The organism is Acinetobacter legionensis, assembly GCF_048552295.1.
Taxonomy (GTDB): Bacteria; Pseudomonadota; Gammaproteobacteria; order Pseudomonadales; family Moraxellaceae; genus Acinetobacter.
Window position 1 is genome coordinate 62719 of record NZ_JBIMCW010000009.1, and the last position, 19056, is coordinate 81774.

21 protein-coding genes are annotated in these 19056 nt (G+C 38.7%); 8 read left to right on the forward strand and 13 right to left on the reverse strand.

Annotated elements, in window-relative coordinates:
• Positions 1-16 precede the first annotated feature (16 nt).
• Complete coding sequence (locus ACG916_RS09080; RefSeq protein WP_336954241.1) at positions 17-289, reverse strand: acylphosphatase; 273 nt, start codon at positions 287-289, stop codon at positions 17-19.
• A gap of 7 nt (positions 290-296) precedes the next feature.
• Positions 297-1772: an NAD(P)H-hydrate dehydratase gene (locus tag ACG916_RS09085; RefSeq protein ID WP_336954242.1), complete on the reverse strand. Its 1476-nt coding sequence runs from the start codon at positions 1770-1772 to the stop codon at positions 297-299.
• Between the two features lie 46 nt (positions 1773-1818).
• On the opposite strand from ACG916_RS09085, the gene queG reads away from it, so the two are divergent.
• Both queG and bioB read left to right on the forward strand, forming a co-directional pair.
• Positions 1819-2913 carry a tRNA epoxyqueuosine(34) reductase QueG gene (gene queG, locus ACG916_RS09090; RefSeq protein WP_419327786.1) on the forward strand — a complete coding sequence of 365 codons (1095 nt, stop codon included), beginning with the start codon at positions 1819-1821 and terminating at the stop codon, positions 2911-2913.
• Between the two features lie 305 nt (positions 2914-3218).
• Positions 3219-4208, forward strand: a complete 990-nt coding sequence (bioB, locus tag ACG916_RS09095; protein WP_336954246.1) for a biotin synthase BioB — start codon at positions 3219-3221, stop codon at positions 4206-4208.
• 110 nt (positions 4209-4318) lie between these two features.
• Here the strand turns inward: bioB and ACG916_RS09100 are convergent, their stop codons facing one another.
• The 9 genes from ACG916_RS09100 to ACG916_RS09140 form a co-directional block, all read right to left on the reverse strand.
• The gene (locus ACG916_RS09100; protein WP_419327785.1) at positions 4319-6211 is read right to left on the reverse strand and encodes a M48 family metallopeptidase; all 1893 of its coding nucleotides are present in this window, start codon (positions 6209-6211) and stop codon (positions 4319-4321) included.
• 85 nt (positions 6212-6296) lie between these two features.
• The gene (gene purF, locus ACG916_RS09105) at positions 6297-7841 is read right to left on the reverse strand and encodes an amidophosphoribosyltransferase (protein WP_336954248.1); all 1545 of its coding nucleotides are present in this window, start codon (positions 7839-7841) and stop codon (positions 6297-6299) included.
• Between the two features lie 24 nt (positions 7842-7865).
• Positions 7866-8459: a CvpA family protein gene (locus ACG916_RS09110; RefSeq protein WP_336954249.1), complete on the reverse strand. Its 594-nt coding sequence runs from the start codon at positions 8457-8459 to the stop codon at positions 7866-7868.
• A 3-nt stretch (positions 8460-8462) separates the two neighbouring features.
• Positions 8463-9467, reverse strand: coding sequence for a quinone-dependent dihydroorotate dehydrogenase (locus ACG916_RS09115; RefSeq protein ID WP_336954251.1), 1005 nt, complete (start codon positions 9465-9467; stop codon positions 8463-8465).
• Between the two features lie 89 nt (positions 9468-9556).
• On the reverse strand, positions 9557-10036 hold the full coding sequence (locus ACG916_RS09120; RefSeq protein ID WP_419327784.1) for a type II secretion system protein M: 480 nt from the start codon (positions 10034-10036) through the stop codon (positions 9557-9559).
• Positions 10036-11178 (reverse strand): type II secretion system protein GspL, encoded by a 1143-nt coding sequence (gspL, locus tag ACG916_RS09125; RefSeq protein ID WP_419327783.1) that lies wholly within the window; start codon positions 11176-11178, stop codon positions 10036-10038. The genes ACG916_RS09120 and gspL overlap by 1 nt, the downstream gene beginning before the upstream one ends.
• A gap of 38 nt (positions 11179-11216) precedes the next feature.
• Positions 11217-11672 (reverse strand): SixA phosphatase family protein, encoded by a 456-nt coding sequence (locus ACG916_RS09130; protein WP_336954255.1) that lies wholly within the window; start codon positions 11670-11672, stop codon positions 11217-11219.
• Positions 11673-11763: 91 nt separating this feature from the next.
• On the reverse strand, positions 11764-12837 hold the full coding sequence (locus ACG916_RS09135; protein ID WP_336954256.1) for an NAD(P)H-dependent glycerol-3-phosphate dehydrogenase: 1074 nt from the start codon (positions 12835-12837) through the stop codon (positions 11764-11766).
• 75 nt (positions 12838-12912) lie between these two features.
• Positions 12913-13488, reverse strand: a complete 576-nt coding sequence (locus ACG916_RS09140; RefSeq protein WP_336954258.1) for a nitroreductase family protein — start codon at positions 13486-13488, stop codon at positions 12913-12915.
• A gap of 326 nt (positions 13489-13814) precedes the next feature.
• Here ACG916_RS09140 and ACG916_RS09145 point away from each other — a divergent pair, with 326 nt between their 5' ends.
• Positions 13815-14195: a hypothetical protein gene (locus ACG916_RS09145; RefSeq protein ID WP_419330384.1), complete on the forward strand. Its 381-nt coding sequence runs from the start codon at positions 13815-13817 to the stop codon at positions 14193-14195.
• Between the two features lie 93 nt (positions 14196-14288).
• Here the strand turns inward: ACG916_RS09145 and rhlB are convergent, their stop codons facing one another.
• Together rhlB and ACG916_RS09155 are read right to left on the reverse strand one after the other, a co-directional pair.
• Positions 14289-15440: an ATP-dependent RNA helicase RhlB gene (gene rhlB / locus ACG916_RS09150; protein WP_336954259.1), complete on the reverse strand. Its 1152-nt coding sequence runs from the start codon at positions 15438-15440 to the stop codon at positions 14289-14291.
• Between the two features lie 106 nt (positions 15441-15546).
• A complete protein-coding gene (locus ACG916_RS09155; protein WP_004822370.1) occupies positions 15547-15759 on the reverse strand; it encodes a cold-shock protein in 213 nt (70 codons plus the stop codon).
• A gap of 382 nt (positions 15760-16141) precedes the next feature.
• On the opposite strand from ACG916_RS09155, the gene ACG916_RS09160 reads away from it, so the two are divergent.
• The 5 genes from ACG916_RS09160 to ACG916_RS09180 all read left to right on the forward strand — a co-directional run bounded on the left by ACG916_RS09160 (position 16142) and on the right by ACG916_RS09180 (position 18992).
• Entirely contained in the window at positions 16142-16381 is a 240-nt protein-coding gene (locus ACG916_RS09160; RefSeq protein ID WP_419327820.1) for a sulfurtransferase TusA family protein, read from the forward strand.
• A 138-nt stretch (positions 16382-16519) separates the two neighbouring features.
• A complete protein-coding gene (gene rpoH / locus ACG916_RS09165; protein ID WP_336954260.1) occupies positions 16520-17389 on the forward strand; it encodes an RNA polymerase sigma factor RpoH in 870 nt (289 codons plus the stop codon).
• 174 nt (positions 17390-17563) lie between these two features.
• Positions 17564-17929, forward strand: coding sequence for a DUF423 domain-containing protein (locus ACG916_RS09170; protein ID WP_336954261.1), 366 nt, complete (start codon positions 17564-17566; stop codon positions 17927-17929).
• A gap of 50 nt (positions 17930-17979) precedes the next feature.
• The gene (gene thiS, locus ACG916_RS09175; protein WP_336954262.1) at positions 17980-18177 is read left to right on the forward strand and encodes a sulfur carrier protein ThiS; all 198 of its coding nucleotides are present in this window, start codon (positions 17980-17982) and stop codon (positions 18175-18177) included.
• A gap of 14 nt (positions 18178-18191) precedes the next feature.
• Entirely contained in the window at positions 18192-18992 is an 801-nt protein-coding gene (locus ACG916_RS09180; RefSeq protein WP_336954263.1) for a thiazole synthase, read from the forward strand.
• Positions 18993-19056: the final 64 nt, after the last annotated feature.

Below are 19056 nucleotides of genomic sequence, written 5' to 3' on the forward strand. Positions count from 1 at the left end.
ATTCTAAATAATCTCTTTAACGAATCATCTTAAAATCAGTATAGTCTAAACCATGATTAAGGTTTTGTTGTTCAATACTGCTCACTTCAGCACGTAACGGACCAACATAGCAATGACGAATCAAACTTAAAATCGCTTGTTCATCTCCGATCACAACAGCTTCAACCTCTCCTGTAGTTAGGTTTTTCACATAACCTTTTAAATTCAATTGTAAAGCTTCTTTTTCAAACCACCGACGGTAACCTACAGCTTGAACTTTACCACGAATTAACAATTTAACCGCTTTCATCGCAAACTCACTCCTCACAATGATTGACCACATAGTACACAGCATCACGCATTTGCTGTGCCTGTAAACCGCGCATACCGTTTTTTGCGAGCCTATCACCTGCCAAAGCATGCAAGGTGACAATTTCATGTAAATGAATATTTTCATCAAACTGTGCTTTTAAACTAGCAATCATTCCTGCAAGAACATCCCCCATTCCACCAGTGCCCATGCCTGCATTCCCCGCAGTACAGATCCATAAATGTTTTTCTAAAATCAAACTTCCAGAACCTTTAAGTACCCACTGGCCTGAATATTTTTGCTGAAGTTTTTGAATCGCAGCAATACGATCATGTTCAATTTCTGCCACTGAGCAATTTAATAATTTAGCAGCCTCACCAGGATGAGGGGTCAGGTAAGTTCGTTGATTGAGTTGAACAGCTTGTTCAGCTAAAAACCATAAAGCATCAGCATCTAAAACCACTTGTAGCTGTGGGTTTAATTGAATAGGTGAAAACCATTTTGAAAATTGTTGTTTTGCCCAAGCATCACGTCCTAAACCCATGCCAAAACTAACAGCATCCACATGGCTTAATAAATCTTGAATATCTAAATCATTTAAAGCATTGATATCTCTCAGCATGATATTAGGAGAGCGTGCCAGAATTGCAGTGTGATGTTTGGCATGGCATACAATCGTGACTTTTCCTGCACCCGCACTAAATGCAGATTCAGCAGCTAACATGACTGCTCCCCCCATCTCTGCATGCCCACCAACTACCAAAACATGCCCATAGCTGCCTTTATGACCAAACGCTTGGCGTTGTGGCAATTGGATCTGTTTGGGTGACAACTGTGCGACTGCTTTTAATTGCGAGTCTACTGGGACGACTGAAATGAGCTCAATTTGCCCCGTATATTCTCGACCTTGTCCTGTAAACAAACCCGCTTTAAGGCCTAAAACAGTCAATGTTTGATCTGCTTTTACCGCCACAGGTAAAGGTTGTCCTGTATTGGCACTTAAACCGCTCGGAATATCAATGGCTACTTTTAAACCTGATTGGGTATTATAGTGTTGAATAATCGATTGCAATGCATCATCCAAATCACGATTTAAACCAATACCAAACAATGCATCAATATGACAATCAAACCGCTTTTGGATATTAAAATGTGGATGGATTTTGAGTTGATCTGCCTGTGCTAATTCAATTGCCGCCTTCAACTGCTGAGAATGCCCTGCTTCAGTTGCAAATATTTCGACTTGATAACCGTATTGATGCAAATAATGAGCAACACAATAGCCATCACCAGCATTATTTCCCGCACCGCACCACAGCGCAACAGTAGTAATTGGGGGAGAAGCTTGTTGAAACAAAATATTTAAGTGTTGCGCAATCGACCAAGCCACCTGTTGCATTAAACCAAAAGTGCTATTTTGCTGAGCAAACCAACGCGCTTCCCATGCTTGTATTTCACGGCTGTGATAAACTTGCTGATGCATCATTCTGTCCTTTTCTTCTCACTATTTTATAGCGCATTGATTCATTATGTCGGCAACTTTAACTTCGCAATCCATTCCCTTGCAACAGCTTGATCTTCAAGAACTAAAGTCTTGGATCAAACAACAGGCTTTGCAACTGGGCTTTGCTGATTGTGTCATTGCTCGTCCTGATGCTCAAGCTGAATTACCACGATTTAAAGAATATTTAAAACGCGGATACCATGGCGATATGAAGTTTTTAGAAGAAAATTTAGAAAAAAGAGCGGATCCCACACTATTGGTTCCAGGCACGAAAAGTATCATCTGTGTACGAATGAACTATTTGGTTGAAACACCAAAACCACGTTATGTCCCAGATGAACCCAATTCAGCCATTATTGCCCGTTATGCACGTGGACGTGACTATCATAAAATCATGCGTGGTCGGTTAAAAACCTTGGCAACCCTCATTAAAGAAAAAGTTGGTCCGTTTGAATCTCGCCCCTTTGCGGACTCGGCACCAGTATTTGAAAAATCACTGGCAGAAAGTGCAGGAATGGGATGGACGGGTAAACATACTTTATTGATTCATAAAAAATCGGGTTCCTTTTTTGTTTTAGGTGAATTATTTACTTCACTTGATTTACCCTTTGATGAACCGTCAACGCCTCATTGTGGTTCATGTTCAGCCTGTATCGATATTTGCCCAACACAAGCGATCGTTGAGCCGTATATGCTGGATGCGCGCAGATGTATCGCCTATTTAACCATCGAATATAAGGGAATTATTCCTGAAGAGTTAAGACGTGGTATTGGTAACCGTGTTTTTGGCTGTGACGATTGTCAACTGATTTGTCCTTGGAACAGTTTTGCCAAAAAAGCCTCAATTGAAGACTTTAATCCACGTTATGGCTTAGACAATATTAATTTATTAGATTTATGGCAATGGGATGAGCAAACCTTCCTCAACTGTACTGAAGGAAGTCCCATCCGACGTACAGGCTTTCAAAGCTTTATGCGCAATATTGCAATCGGCTTAGGTAATGCACCGTATTCAGCCCAAATTATTACAGCTTTGACCCAAAATAGAGCCCTACATGATGAAGTTGTGCAAGTCCATATTGATTGGGCTATTAAAGAGCAAAGCTCTAAACAAGGCTAAATTCAAGCTCATTTATGCCCTTAATTTGTGCCAAATTATAATTTTCAGATCGTTACAAAGTTCGTAATTTTTGAATATTTTAATAACCAATACACTGAAGTTAACAAAAATTAAAGTTAAAATTTTGTGAGTAAATCACAAGAAATGTGATTAACTTTGCAACTATATTTATAATTTTAGTTCTCTATACTCTTGATCATTTTAATCGTAAGATACCATCATATTTGTACTTTTTTGCCCTATAGAATTGGCATGAATTATGTATTATATACAAGGATAGATAATGATTATCATGGATTTAATTAATGACAGTACGTAATGACTGGGCTCGTGAAGAAATTCAAGCTTTATATGAACAGCCTTTTTTAGACTTAGTTTTCAAAGCACAGCAAATTCATCGTGAACACTTTGATGCCAATACCATCCAAGTCAGTACTTTACTTTCAATTAAAACTGGTAAGTGCCCTGAAGATTGCAAATATTGTTCGCAATCTGCACGCTATGATTCAAAATTAGAAGCTGAAAAACGTATTGCGGTTGATAAAGTAATCAGTGAAGCAAAAGAAGCCATTGAATCAGGTTCTTCGCGTTTTTGTATGGGTGCAGCATGGCGAAACCCACATGAGCGTGATATGCCTTACGTCCTCGAAATGGTGCGTGAAGTTAAAGCCTTAGGTTTAGAAACCTGCATGACACTGGGTATGCTTAACCAATCACAAGCTGAACGTTTACATGCAGCAGGCTTAGATTATTACAACCATAACTTAGATACGTCTCGTGAATACTATTCACATATTATCAGCACCCGTACTTTTGATGATCGCTTAGACACCTTGGATCATGTTCGTAATGCAGGTATGAAAGTCTGTAGTGGCGGTATTGTTGGACTGGGTGAAAATCGTAATGATCGTATTGGATTATTACATGAATTAGCAACCTTGCCTGTTCATCCTGAATCTGTACCGATCAACATGCTTGTCCCAATTGAAGGTACACCACTTGCAGATGTTGAAAAACTTGATGTCACAGAATGGATTCGTACTATTGCGGTTGCGCGTATTATCATGCCACACAGCTATATCCGTCTTTCTGCTGGCCGTGAATCTCTCACTGACTCAGATCAAGCTTTAGCCTTTATGGCAGGTGCAAACTCGCTATTTAGTGGTGAAAAATTATTAACCACACCGAATGCAGGCGAAGGTAAAGACAAACAACTGTTTAATAAGTTAGGTTTAAAAGCAGAAAAAGCCAAACCAACAGTGGCTGAGCTTTCTGTCGATGCTATGGCGAGTTAATTCAAAGTTTCGTGAACACCACTTCAAAAAAAAGGGGTGTTCGCGTTTCCCATTTGATTCTTTTTATTATACTTTCTATGATTACGTCACTACAACTTACTTTACATTTGTTAAATAATCATCACACTATTCTTTTTTTGCATTTGATCTACGATATCATCTGTGGCAAAGCCAAGTCGCCAATACAGCAATTGCAGTACATCTAGTTCATCTTGCGTAATAATTCGATCATTCCACAAACAAATTTCAGCCACGCCCAAAATACTTAGGCGATCACGTAATAATAACCCTGCAATATCATTTAAGATTTCTCCCAAATCAATAGGTTCATCTGAGATTTCCTCAAACAGTTCTAACTCATCCTTAGACAAAACCCGTTCTAAAATCTCATAACGTACATCAAGCTGATTGGCACTGTTAATTTGCTGTACGTGCAGTAATGCATCAATCAAGCGCACAATTTGCGGCTTCACCGTTTCCAATGATGAGGGTGTATGCATCGGCAGCAAATGCAATTCAGCCTTTACACGTTCAATCAGCAATGCATCTAACAAACCAATCTCGCCATCTTCTTGAATAATTTTCGCTAGCTTGGTCACAAATTGACGTGCACTGGTCGCAGGCATATTACCAAGATTTTCACAGGCATCATGGAAAATTTGAATATGCACCCGACCATCTAAATTCAAAAGTGAGTCAATAATTGCACGACTCACCTCTGCATCAGATGGAATAAATTCGCGATACTGTCGAATCATTAAGATGGCGACCATCACCTCACGAGAACCCGTTGCTGTTTGCATAGCGCGCTGAATCAAGTCAGAACGCTCAATTTGACGGCGTACTTCTGGATTTAAAGGCTTAATTGCATCGTTTAAAGCAAAACTAATCGGCGATAATCGTAACAGAGGTAGCGGCTGTGGAGATACCCACGGGTTATAAACATCCCCTGTTGATTCTTCCAAAGGTCGCAACAAACTAAATAAAGGCTGACTGCGTAATTTTTTTAAATTTTCGAGCTGTAAATCCTGTAATAGTGTTGGATTTAACTCATAAATACGGTCTTCAATACTTGGATGGATATTTAACCAACTTTGCGGACTTAATGAATTAGCAAAACACATATGCGCAATGGCTTCTGAAAACTCACTATGAATTTGAGAACCTGCGTGATGCACATAGATCCGTAATAACGTTTGTACATTGGCATTATTTAACAATAACTTTTTAGTTTTATAATCGTTATAAAAAGTACGCCCCCCTAAAGTGAAATATTTAATCAAACGATTAATTAAAATCCCCATACTACCTAACAGCCAAATCACGCCACCAACAGCAACAAAACTGGTTTCAAATTTATGCTGATTTCCCTTGGCGTTATAACGATTAAAACCCTGTTTTGCGATTTTACTTCCCAACTGGCTAAAGGTAATTAAACCACTATATAAAATTTTAAGTCGGGTATTTTCACGTGCTTCACCTGACAAAATTTGATTAAACTCATGACCGAGCAAACCATAAAGTTCTAATTCATCCAAGTTCTGTAATGCACCCCAAGTCAGGATAATCACTGTATCTCTTGGATGGAATCCAGCAGTTAATGCATTAACCCCAACTTCACCTGGCAAAACATATAATGTAGGTGCATCAATTTCAAAAGTCTCCGCAAATTTATCTGCTAGTTTTAATGCTACACTTTCTTCAGGTGTGCTTTCAATTTGACTTAAACGACGGGCTTTTAATTGCTTTGCAAGTGAATGACCACCTGTACGGAAGACATAAAATTCATATGCGATTGACCATCCAATAATGACAATGATCAAGCCTACACAGTATGGGCTGAGAATATTCCACCAAATCTCTTGATCTGGGTCTGCATAGTGAACCAGCAACCCTAAAACAGTATTTAGAATAAAAATCGTCAAAATGACCGCAAGTAAACAAATACTTGCAGACCACAACATATTTTTGTTTTTTATCAAATAATGACTGACATCTTTCAATGTAAAATTCCTCATTACATTGCAAAATACTATAAATGAAAAAAGCGGGAACTTCCCGCTTTTTCTCAATGTAAATCAAAGTTGATTACATTTCTTCTTTGATACCACTCAAATCAACAGATGCAGCATCGATATTGACATCAATATAACCATCTTTCTCTTTTTTAGCAGTATCACTACGACTTTGCTCCAGATCAGTTAAATATTGTTCATCAATATCACCTGTCACATAAACACCATCAAACACTGAACAATCAAACTCTTGCACTACAGGAACCTTACTGGTTCTTACTGCAGCTTTTAGATCATCCAAGTCTTGAAAGATTAAACGATCGGCGCCAATGATTCCCTGTATTTCTTCGACACTACGATGTGAAGCAATCAATTCTGCTTTTGCTGGCATATCAATACCATACACATTTGGATATTTCACCATAGGTGCAGCAGAGGCAAAATAGACTTTTTTTGCACCAGCATCACGTGCCATTTGAATGATTTCATTACAAGTCGTACCACGTACAATCGAATCATCAACTAACAAAACGTTCTTACCTTTAAACTCAAGCTCTACAGGGTTGAGTTTTTGACGTACGGATTTGGTACGTTGTTGTTGGCCCGGCATAATAAAGGTACGGCCAATATAACGGTTTTTCATGAAACCTTCACGGAATTTCACACCCAGCATATTCGCCAACTCTAAAGCAGAAGTACGACTTGTATCTGGAATTGGAATCACCACGTCGATGTCATGCATATCACCCCATTCATGAAGAATTTTCTTCGCAAGGGTTTCACCCATTTTCAAACGTGCTTTATATACCGAAATACCATCAATTATTGCGTCTGGACGCGCAAAATAAACGTATTCAAAAATACATGGGCGGTAGCGCGAATTTGCAGCACACTGTTGTGAAAAGAATTCACCTTTTGAATTGATAAAGATCGCTTCACCAGGCTCAATATCACGCTCTACCTTAAATCCTAATGCTGTTATTGCAACAGATTCCGATGCGATGATATATTCTGTTTCACCATTTTCAGTTAAACGTGAACCATAAATAAGTGGACGAATACCATTCGGATCACGAAAACCAACAATGCCATGCCCTGTGATCATTGCAACGACGCCATAAGCACCTTTACAACGCTCATGCACACGTTTAACCGTATGAAAAATATCATCAGGCATTGGCGTTAATGATGCACATTTTTGCAATTCATGAGCAAAAACGTTCAACAATACTTCTGAGTCTGAGTCCGTATTCATATGACGTAAGTCAGTTTTGAATAAGTCATCGTGAATATCAGCTGCATTGGTTAAGTTACCATTATGAGCCAAAGTAATCCCATACGGTGAGTTTACATAGAAAGGCTGCGCTTCTGCACTACTTGAAGAACCAGCAGTTGGATAACGCACGTGACCAATACCATAGTTACCGAGTAACGCGCGCATGTGGCGAGTATGAAATACATCACGTACCATACCATTATCTTTTCTTAGAAAAAGACGTCCATTATGACAAGTCACAATCCCAGCCGCATCTTGCCCACGATGTTGTAACATCGTCAACGCATCAAATAACATTTGGTTTACAGGTGCTTTACCTGCTATACCAACGACTCCACACATAACTACCTCGCAGACCAGCTAGGACTAATAAAACGGATTCTTTGTCGAATGTGCTGATTTTTCATCGTTTTGAATATCCGATGATCGATCAGTCTTCGTTACAGAAGCATCATCGGAACGATCTTCTGAATGTATATGATGTAATGCTTCATTTGCAGCATCTTTAGAGATTTCAGATGCCAAAGGTGCAAATGGTAAAAGCGTCTGAATGAATTTGGATTGTTTCCAAGTTGGAGAACTTTCAACCCACGGCCCTAAACCTTGCATAGTAATGAGGACGATGAACAAACCTTTCAAGGCACCCAAAGCACTTCCAGCTAAACGATTTAATGGACCGAGTTTTAAAGTTTTTAAAATCTGATTAAGTAAAGCAGTGACAATCCATGTTAAAACAATAATGACCAAGACAATAAAAGCAAATGCAGCAATCTTCTGCACCACAGGATCCTGACTGAGTGCAGACATTGAAGGTGCGATGATATTGGCATATTTGGCACCGACAATCAGTGCAAATATCCATCCTATCAAGTTCGCAAAGGCTTTCACGAATCCTTGTCGCAAACCGTTTAGCCCTCCAATGAGCAATAGAATCAGAATAATAATGTCTAAGGTATTCATATTTTAAATCATAGCGTCAACACAGTCTTTAATGAGTATAGGACCTGTATAGATCATACCACTATAAATTTGGACTAAGCTTGCGCCGGCTTGTTGTTTTGCAACAGCTTGTTCACCAGATAAAATTCCACCAACACCGATTAAAGGAATTTTCCCCTGCAAAATTTTTGAAAAAGCCGCCAAACATGCCGTGCTCTTTTCAAATACTGGCGCACCGGATAAACCACCCGCTTCATCACCAAATGGTAAACCTTCAACCCCCTCACGGGATAATGTTGTATTGGTCACAATCAATCCATCAATTTTAAACTGCAACAATTGTGATGCAATAAATTCAATATCTGAAGCTTCTAGATCTGGTGCAACTTTCAACACTAAAGGAACATAGTGTTGCAATTCTTCTGCCAACTCTAACTGACGTTTTTTCAGTGTTTCCAAAAGTTCAGTGAGGGCATGGCCACTTTGTAAAGAACGTAAATTCTTGGTGTTTGGAGATGAGATATTAACAGTAATATAAGATGCGTAGTTATAAACTTTTTCAAGACAAACTAAATAATCAGAAACTGCATCTTCAACTGGTGTTGTGGCATTTTTACCAATATTGATACCAAGAATGCCTTTAAATTTTGCGGCTTTAACATTCTCAACCAATTGATCCACACCATCATTATTAAACCCCATACGGTTAATAATTGCTTTGGCTTGGGGAATACGGAAAAGGCGTGGCTTGGGATTGCCCTCTTGTGGTTTAGGCGTAATGGTTCCAATTTCAATAAAACCAAATCCTAAACCCGCTAAGGCATCGATATAAGCGCCATTTTTATCTAGTCCTGCTGCTAGGCCAACTGGATTTGGAAACTCAATTCCCATGCAAGTGACTGGTTTGGCAGCAACAGTTTGACGAATCGCCCCCATTCTATGGGCAGATTTAAGCATGGATAATGTGAGTTCATGTGCACGCTCTGGTGCTAAAGAAAACAACAAAGGGCGAGCAAGTGAATACATCATAGCTACAAAAGTCTACTGCTTTTTAAGTTGCCATATTATAGGCACAGTATGTTGAAAAGGCTATGCTTGAACTGTGTTTATTTTCGCTACTACTGTACCGTCGCTGTTAATTTAATCTGCCCACCTTCTTTGGCTAACTCCATCTTTTCCAAACTTACACCCATTTGGACAATTTGGGTTAAAAAGTTTGCTAAAACGGCATAGTTTTGATGTTGTGCAATAATCTGAAATTGCTCACCCACTTGCTGCGAGGCAACCGAAAGCCCTTGTTGTTGTGCTACACGTTGAATTTTATCTGCGGTGGTTAAAGCCAAGTCATCTGCAGGCTTCATAGTCACCACATTACTTTGCATCCAAACCACAAGATCTTTCATCTGATTTAAACGTGCTTGCTGTTTTTCGGCAGCTTTATGGGTGTACCACAATGCCGCACCCACAATTGCCACAATGACAAAAATCGTAGTGAAAATAACCATGACACGTTCACGTGGTGATATTTTTTCTAAATTATCTGCGATTTTCTCAGACCATATATCCAGTCGATTCTGCACATTTTCCATTGTTTTCATTATTGTATCTTCACCAAACCAACGACAGATGCACCTTGCGTCTGAACATTACCTAATTCCGCTTTAAAGCCCTGTTGATTCAGTTGCGTTACCAAGGTCTGTAAGCCTTCAGCATTTTTCGCCACCAGATCCATATTTAACACAGATGTATCATAATTCACACGACTGGCAATGATCTGATGTTGCATCAGAATAGGCCCAACACGGCTGAGTAATTGTAAAGCTTGCGTATTGGCACTCTGACTAAGTGCTAATTTATTTTTAAACTGACGCTCTACAGACTCTTCTGTAATCCGTTGCTCATTTGGAAACCACTTTTTGTACTGATCCACTGCAATTAAAGCAGTTTGATCCGCAACTTTCTTTAGTTTAATCCAACGCAAAGCATCATAACTCAATTGCGCAATGATCAACACAACCACCAATACTGCACAGGCTTGCCAATAACGAGAAACACCTTGATTGGCTTGCTTGGCTTTTGGCAATACATTATAAGGATGTTGTTTATTTTTTTTGATTTCACTAAATTGATAATCAAAAGGCTCACGTTGATCCGCTGTAGCAATGGCAAATAAGCTGACCGCTTGCTCATCTGTCAATCCACTATATAGATAATTTTTTTCTCGATCAGCAAAATCTAAATATACACTGATATCATCAATCGAATTACCAAGAAACTCACCTTCTCGAACCAATAATTGCCCATTGATATTGGCCAAAATCGTCTGTCCAGCTTCTGGTGCGGGCAGCATCAAAAAGTCAGGTAATAAAGATACGATTTTTAACGGAATCAATGACAAGGAATGCTGCATTGTTGTGACAGCATATTGATGAATCCCCAATATTGAAACCTGATCCGGTTGTTGAAAGTATGAAAACACTTTCATCTGATCAATCGGCAAAATCACATATTCTTCTAATAAATATTTGACACCATCTACACCCAATTGTTTATATTGAGTTTTACTAAATTTCTGTTGAAGAATTTGCACTTCACGACTGGGGAAGAAAACCACAGCTTCTTCACCTTGGTAAAGTTTAATATCTTGTATTAATTGTTCTAGGCTCGAAGATTTAGTCCAATCAGTTCCTCGAGACCACTGCCAAACCCCATTGGCTTCAGGCATCCATAAGTACAACATTTATCGTTTTCTGCCGTTAAGTTCTTTTAACAATGCTTTTATACAGTTGGAATAAAGGCTTTATCTTGTGTAGATAGACCATTTGCAATCACAGTTTGCTCATAGATACGAGCCTCTGCCAAGGCAAAAGGATTAAAATGTTCATGTGTCAACTGTTCAGCAATATGTGCAACAACATTCATATGACATACCACAACAATACGTTCAAATGGCAATTGTGACAACCACTCGATTGCTAATTTTGCATCATCATCTGGCTTTATTTTATCACAGACTAATACTGATACATCTGGGAAGTAAGTCTGTATGTGCGCCAATGTTTCTTGTGCTCTCAATAAAGTACTTACAACAAATACATCAGGCTGTACGTTTTGTTTTAAAAAATTAGCCGTTTGTTCTGCTTGTAAATGCCCGCGTTGTGTTAAAGGTCGTTTACTGTCCACCCCATTGACGGGTGGAGCTGCTTCACCATGACGCACCAAAGTCAGTTGCATAAGATTTCCTTTTAAATATTGCACTGATTATAACGAGGCTTTGTTACAAATCCATCTCTAAAGCTTGAAATATTGTCCTAACAACATGCCATTAAACTTCGTTATGTGGAAGGACAAACTCTACATCACTACGATGCCCATTCTTCATTAAAGAAACAGCAATATTGAGTGGTGGTGCACCGTCAAAAATAACCTCATACAACGCAGTTGTAATTGGCATATAGACATCCAACTCCTTTGCACGTGCATTGACTTGTACAATGGTATTGATCCCTTCAGCGGTTTGACCCAGTTCAGATGTTGCTTGTTCCAGTGTCTTTCCAGAACCCAAGGCAAAACCAACTTGATAATTTCGGCTCAACGGGCTATTACAGGTCGCAAAAAGATCACCAACACCAGACAAGCCTAAGAAGGTTAAAGGATTTGCACCCAACTTAACTGCAAAGCGGCTCATTTCAGCCAAGGCACGGGTTAAAATCATACTCTTGGTATTTTCACCGACTTTATAAGCTGCCGCCATTCCCATTGCAACAGCATAAATATTTTTAAGTGCCCCCCCCAATTCGACACCATGCACATCGTCACTGCCAAATACTCGAAACAAGGCACTATGCAGTGCTTGTTGTACGGCATAACGTACTAACTCACTATCACTGGCAATCACTGTACCCGCAGGTTGTCCTGCAACAATTTCTTTGGCTAAATTTGGCCCTGAAAGAACACCATAAGGAACTTCAGGAAGCTCCTCACGAATGATGTCACTCATAAAACTAAAGGTTTTTGCTTCAATCCCTTTGGTTAATGAAACAACGGCTTGCGCACTGATAAAAGGTTTAATTTGACGTAAAACATCACGAAAAGAATGACTTGGAATTGCGACCAGAATAATATCGCGATCACGCACTGCATCTTCTAGATTTGACTCAGCACGTAAGCCCGTCTCCAATTGAAAATCAGGTAAATAGCGTTTATTTACATGGGTTGCATTAATTTCGGCAGCTATACTTTCATCACGAATCCAAATCATGGTGTCGCAACCATTACGTACTGCTGTATTTGCCATTGCAGTACCAAAACTACCGCCACCCAGTACAGTCACTCGTAATGCTGTTTTCTGACCCAAAACAATAGGTTCAACTAAATCTTTAAATTGTAAATCCGACATTTATTGTTATCCTAAAATGCTTATCCTAATAACCCAATGATTTTTTCAATCTGAAAATATCAATATTTTTTTGACTCAAGCTTGCCAAAAATGAACATATTGTGTTGTTTCAACCTCTGCACGCGAGGCAATCGCTTTTGCCGCTGTGCCAACATAAATAATGCCTGAAATTAAATCTCGCTCAGCTAAACCCAATGCTGATTTTAATAATTTAGATTCAACAACAGCCCCACTCCGCCACATTGTTGCGAAACCTTGTGCCTGCATCGACAATAAAAAGTTTTCAATTGCTGCCCCTGAACTCAGCGTTTGTTCAAAAAAAGGCACTTTAGGGTGGTCTTGGAATTTAGTCACAGCAAGTACTAAAATAGGTGCTCTAAAAGGATGAAGTTTTACTCGTTCAACTTGGGCTGGATCTAATTCACCTAAGTCAGCAATAGATTGTGCCAGTAATGCGCCAAATGCTTCACGTTGTTCAACATCCACTACAATAAATTGTGTTGGCTTTAAACGATGATGATCGGGTGCTGTTAAAGCGGCTTTAAATGCAATATTCAGTTGTTCGTGTGAAGGTGCTGGTTCAACCAAATGACCGACTGATTGACGTTGATGAATATTGTCATGTACTGCTTTGAAATTTAAATCTGACATTGACCTATCTATTATCTAGTTAATTTCACTTGTTTCAAGATTAGCATAATCTAAAATCATTAAGCTATCTCCAACAAAATTTACTTAGCATCTGTCAATAATGCATACAACTTATTGTTAGGTTATCAATGATCATGATTGCTCACAAAAAAAATGCCTTCAATACCCTGTGGCTTTAAAAATAAAGCCAAATCATCAATAAACTCAAAAAAAACTGCAAAATTTATACATGTTTCTCAATATTTAGCCCACATTCTATGCTCAAATTATAACTAATTTAAAAGCACTATCTTTTTAATTTTTAGTACAGGAATTTGAGAATCAATATGAATAAATTAACAACGATCACTTTACTTGCTAGTTCAGCATTACTCTTCACAGCATGTGCATCAAATCCAACACAAACTTTAGCGATTCAAAAAGCAGATAACCAGTATGAAGTTACTGGCTTAGGTAAAGATCAAATTACGGCAAAAAACAATGCCATTACTGCAGCAAACAAGGCTTGCGGTAAAAAAGGTGCGCCCGTCTTGGTTGATGAAAAAACTGAATACCATGGCAGCTTAAAAGGTGTAATCGATGAACAAACTGGAAAAATGATCACTGCAGCAGCAGGCGTATTAGGTTCAGTGATGGGCAAAAATTACGGTATTGAAAAAGATACTGACTATCAAACAACTCTGACCTTTAGCTGTAAAGCAAGTTAATCCGTTTAGTCTTCTAAATTAAAAATAGCCATTAAAAAACCCACTTTAAATAAGTGGGTTTTTTACACACAATCCGATAAAGAAACAAAAAAACTAGCAATAACCTTCTAGTCGAGTTAAAGGCAATTTTTGCCCAATCGCTTTCTCAATAGTCGGTAAATTAAATGCATCATCTTCAGATAAGAAACTAATACTCACACCCTGCGTACCTGCACGCCCTGTACGCCCAATACGATGTACATAATCATCAGACTGTTCAGGTAAAGTGAAATTCACCACATGAGATACGCCATCAACATGGATACCACGACCCGCAACATCTGTTGCGATCATAATATTATGTTGACCATTTTTAAATTGATCCAACATTTTCAAACGTTTATCTTGCGCTATTTCACCAGATAGCATCACGACCTTATAACCATCAGCTTTTAAATGGTCATAAAGTTTACGAACTTGATCACGCCGATTGGCAAAGATCATCACTTTTTCAATGGGTTCATCTGCCAAAATTTCACGTAGTAATCGATATTTATCTTTCTTTTCGACCACATATACACGTTGTTCCACATCAGCATTGGTTTTCTTTTCAGGCTCAATTTCTACTGTAACTGGCTCACATAACCATTGTTGTGCAAGATTGAGAACATCATAGCTAAATGTTGCCGAGAACATTAACGTTTGACGCTGTTCTTTACGTGGAGAAAAACGCACAATCCGTTTAACTGATGGAATAAAGCCCATATCTAATAAACGGTCAGCTTCATCAATCACTAAAAATTCAATTTGATCTAACCAAACTTCTTTTTGTTCGGTGAAATCGATTAAACGACCCGGGGTTGCTACTAAAATATCGACAAAACCTTGATCCAATTGCTTTCTTTGTTTATCAAAATCTACACCACCAACCAAAGTCACGACATTTAGATTGGTATATTTGACCAAATCTTTTGCGTCATTTTCAATTTGAATTGCCAGTTCACGTGTTGGCGCAAGAATCAATGCACGTGGCTCGCCCCGGAAACGTTGTTCTTGAATTGGGTTTGTGAGCAAATCATTAATAATACTGACTAAAAATGCTGCTGTTTTACCTGTGCCGGTTTGAGCACGACCAATTGCATCATGACCTGCTAAAGTATATTTCAATACTTTTTGCTGAATTGGGGTCATTTCTTTAAACCCTAAAGCATCAATCGCTTGTTTAAGTTGCGGATGTAAATTAAGGGTTTCGAAACCTGATGACATAAATACGAGCTCTAACTGTAGACACTTTTAATTGCGCCCATTATAAACAAAAAACGCCCCAATTTATAAGAAATTGGAGCGCCACTTAAATTTTAAAAATTTAAGATTAGTCTAAAGGCTGAACTTCTTCAGCTTGAAAACCTTTTTGACCTTGCACAACACTGAATTCAACGCGTTGACCGTCACGAAGTGAACGATGACCGTCACCTTGGATAGCACGGAAATGAACGAATACGTCATCACCGCCTGCGCGTTGGATAAAGCCGAAGCCTTTAGTGTCGTTGAACCATTTAACTACGCCTTGTTCACGAGCTGTCATAAGTTAATCCTCAGTTATTAAGAAAAAGGGACCACCCGGTGTTGCAAACAGCAGAGCAAACAAAGTTTTAAAATATTTTCTAATTTCAAAGCTTGTAATCATTCTGTAAAACTATTAACAAAATCCCGGTTACATCCATCTTGTAATAGGGTTTCAAAACAAGAATTGTTTCTGATAAATCCTAAATACGCAACGAGCTTAACATGGGTTTATGACAATTAATAGAATTTTTTTTGATAATTATTTTCGATATCAAGCGTGTTTTTTAAACAGCTTCACGATTATTTTTTATTTGTTGAAGAATTTTCCAATTTTTGTTGGGGTGTTTCAATAAACTTGGTAAAATATGCGTTCCATCACCCTATTGTTACCTTGCCAAAAAATGAATGAAACTTTAGGTCAGACACCTATTGAAATAAATTGTATGGGCAAACCCTGCCCAATGCCTCTATTAATGTTAAAACGTGAACTAAAAAGAGCATTGCCTAATCAAATATTTCTCTTAATGTCCTCTGATCCGCACAGCGAAATTGACATTACTCGTTATTGCGAGATCAATAAGATAACTTGCCAATTGACTAAACGATCAGAGCATGAATTTCATTACTTAATTGAATCTTAATTATTTTCGATTCAAATTATTTTTTGCAAATTTGCATATATTTTTACATTTCGATACCCAAATTTCCTTACTTATGTACAATATTCGAATTAAGATGAATACATTAGCTATACAACGAAATTCCTATAAGGAGAACCCATGAGTGACAGCAGCAATCAGTTGATGCCCCTGTCCTTATCTGCACCAGGTGTTAACTTAGGTGCTTATATCAGCACCGTAAATCAGATTCCAATCTTGACAGCTGAACAAGAAAAAGAGTTAGCTGATCGCTATTTTTACGATCAAGATTTAGATGCTGCGAAAATGTTAGTGATGTCTCACTTACGTTTTGTGGTGCATATTGCGCGCAGTTATGCGGGCTATGGTTTGCCACAAGGTGATTTAATTCAAGAAGGTAATCTCGGTTTAATGAAAGCAGTCAAACGCTTTGACCCGAATATGGGTGTACGTTTGGTGTCTTTTGCTGTGCACTGGATTAAGGCTGAAATTCATGAATATGTGATTCGCAATTGGCGTATTGTCAAAATTGCGACCACCAAAGCGCAACGTAAATTGTTTTTTAATTTACGTAGCCTAAAAAAATCGAGTAAAAAACTCACACTTGAAGAAGCAAAATCGATTGCCAACGACTTAAATGTAACACCTGAACAAGTCTTGGAAATGGAAGGTCGTTTAACTGCTTATGATGCTGCATTTGAAGCTCAAGGCGATGACGATGACGAAGGCTCAACCCATGTTGCACCAGCACTTTATCTTGAAGATAACCGCTATGATCCTGCCCGTTTAGTCGAAGAAGAAGATTACGAAGAACAAAGTACATCAGCTTTGCATAATGCCATGGAACAGTTAGATGATCGCTCACGCAACATCTTACAGCGCCGTTGGTTAGATGATGATAAATCGACCTTGCATGAACTGGCTGCAGAGTACAATGTATCTGCTGAACGTATTCGTCAGTTAGAAAAAAATGCTATGGACAAAATTAAAGTTGCCATGTCATCCAACTAAATCTTCAAAACTGTCTACATACAAGATAAAATTTAAATTTTCAATAAAAGGGCGACATGCCCTTTTATTTTGCCAGATATTTTTGTCAAATCTTTATTCTTAATAGATTTTGCCTTTAATCCCGCTTTGAAATTGTGTTAATGTTATGCGCAAATTAATGCAGATGACTGGCTTATGTGGATTGCAATTTCAGCACTGAATTTAGCGCTTGCAGTAATCTTAGGTGCATTTGGCGCACATGGTTTAAAAGCTCATGCAACTGAAGCTCAGTTGGTATGGTGGCAAACAGCAACCGATTATTTTTTCTACCATGCACTAGGTCTATTGGCATTGGCGATTCTCGGTAAAGTCATTCCACAACTTCCAATCAAAGCTAGCTTCTTACTCATCCAAATCGGTATTTTATTTTTCTGCGGTTCGCTTTATGTCATGGCACTAGGTTTACCACGAGGTTTAGGTGCAATTACACCCATTGGTGGAGCACTCATGATTGCAGGTTGGCTAGTTCTTGCATGGAACGCATTGAAATACGCTAAATAAATTTATTTTGATTTTAGACCTCACAATTTGCGCAATCGAATGGAATGTATATGCAAATTTTCTTAAATGGTGAGCCTCAAGAAACCGCTTGCCAAAATCTTTTACAACTGGTTCAGGAACTTTCACTCGAAGGTAAACGCTTTGCCGTAGAAATGAATGAAATGATCATTTCAAAAAGTAAACTTGAACTTACCCCTATTACTGAAAAAGACCGTATTGAAATCATTCACGCTGTCGGTGGCGGCTAATTTGGAGCTCTCCCATGCTAGATTTTCCTACTGAAAACTCCCCTCTTATTATCGGTTCTCGTACTTTTCAATCACGCCTTCTTGTTGGTACGGGTAAATACAAAGATATGCAAGAAACTGATTTAGCAATTCAAGCCAGTGGCGCTGAAATTGTGACTGTTGCGATTCGCCGAGTAAATATTGGGCAGAATCCAGATCAACCCAACTTACTGTCGATACTTCCTCCTGAAAAATATACCATTTTACCAAACACAGCCGGTTGTTTTGATGCCAATAGCGCAGTACGTACTTGTATGCTTGCACGTGAACTTTTAGATGGTCATAACTTGGTCAAATTGGAAGTATTAGGTGATGAGAAAACCCTTTATCCCAATATAACAGCAACACTTGATGCTGCTCGCACATTGATTGAAGATGGCTTCGAAGTGATGGTGTATACATCAGATGACCCTATTGTCGCCCAAGAACTCGAAAGCATGGGTTGTGTTGCGATTATGCCTTTAGGTAGCTTGATTGGTTCTGGTCTAGGCATTTTAAATCCACATACTATTTCAATTATTAAAGAAAATGCCAAAGTGCCAGTTTTGGTTGATGCTGGTGTAGGTACTGCGAGCGATGCCGCAATTGCAATGGAACTAGGTTGCGATGGTGTACTAATGAATACCGCGATTGCCGCTGCACAGCATCCAGTTTTAATGGCATCAGCAATGAAGAAAGCGGTTGAAGCTGGACGTGAAGCGTATTTGGCGGGTCGTATGCCACGTAAACGTATGGCAAATGCAAGCTCACCTGAAACAGGTTATTTCTTTAAATAATAGTTTGAATTGCCTAAAAGGATTTTCCGAAGTACTTTTAGGCTCAAAATATCTTGATACATTC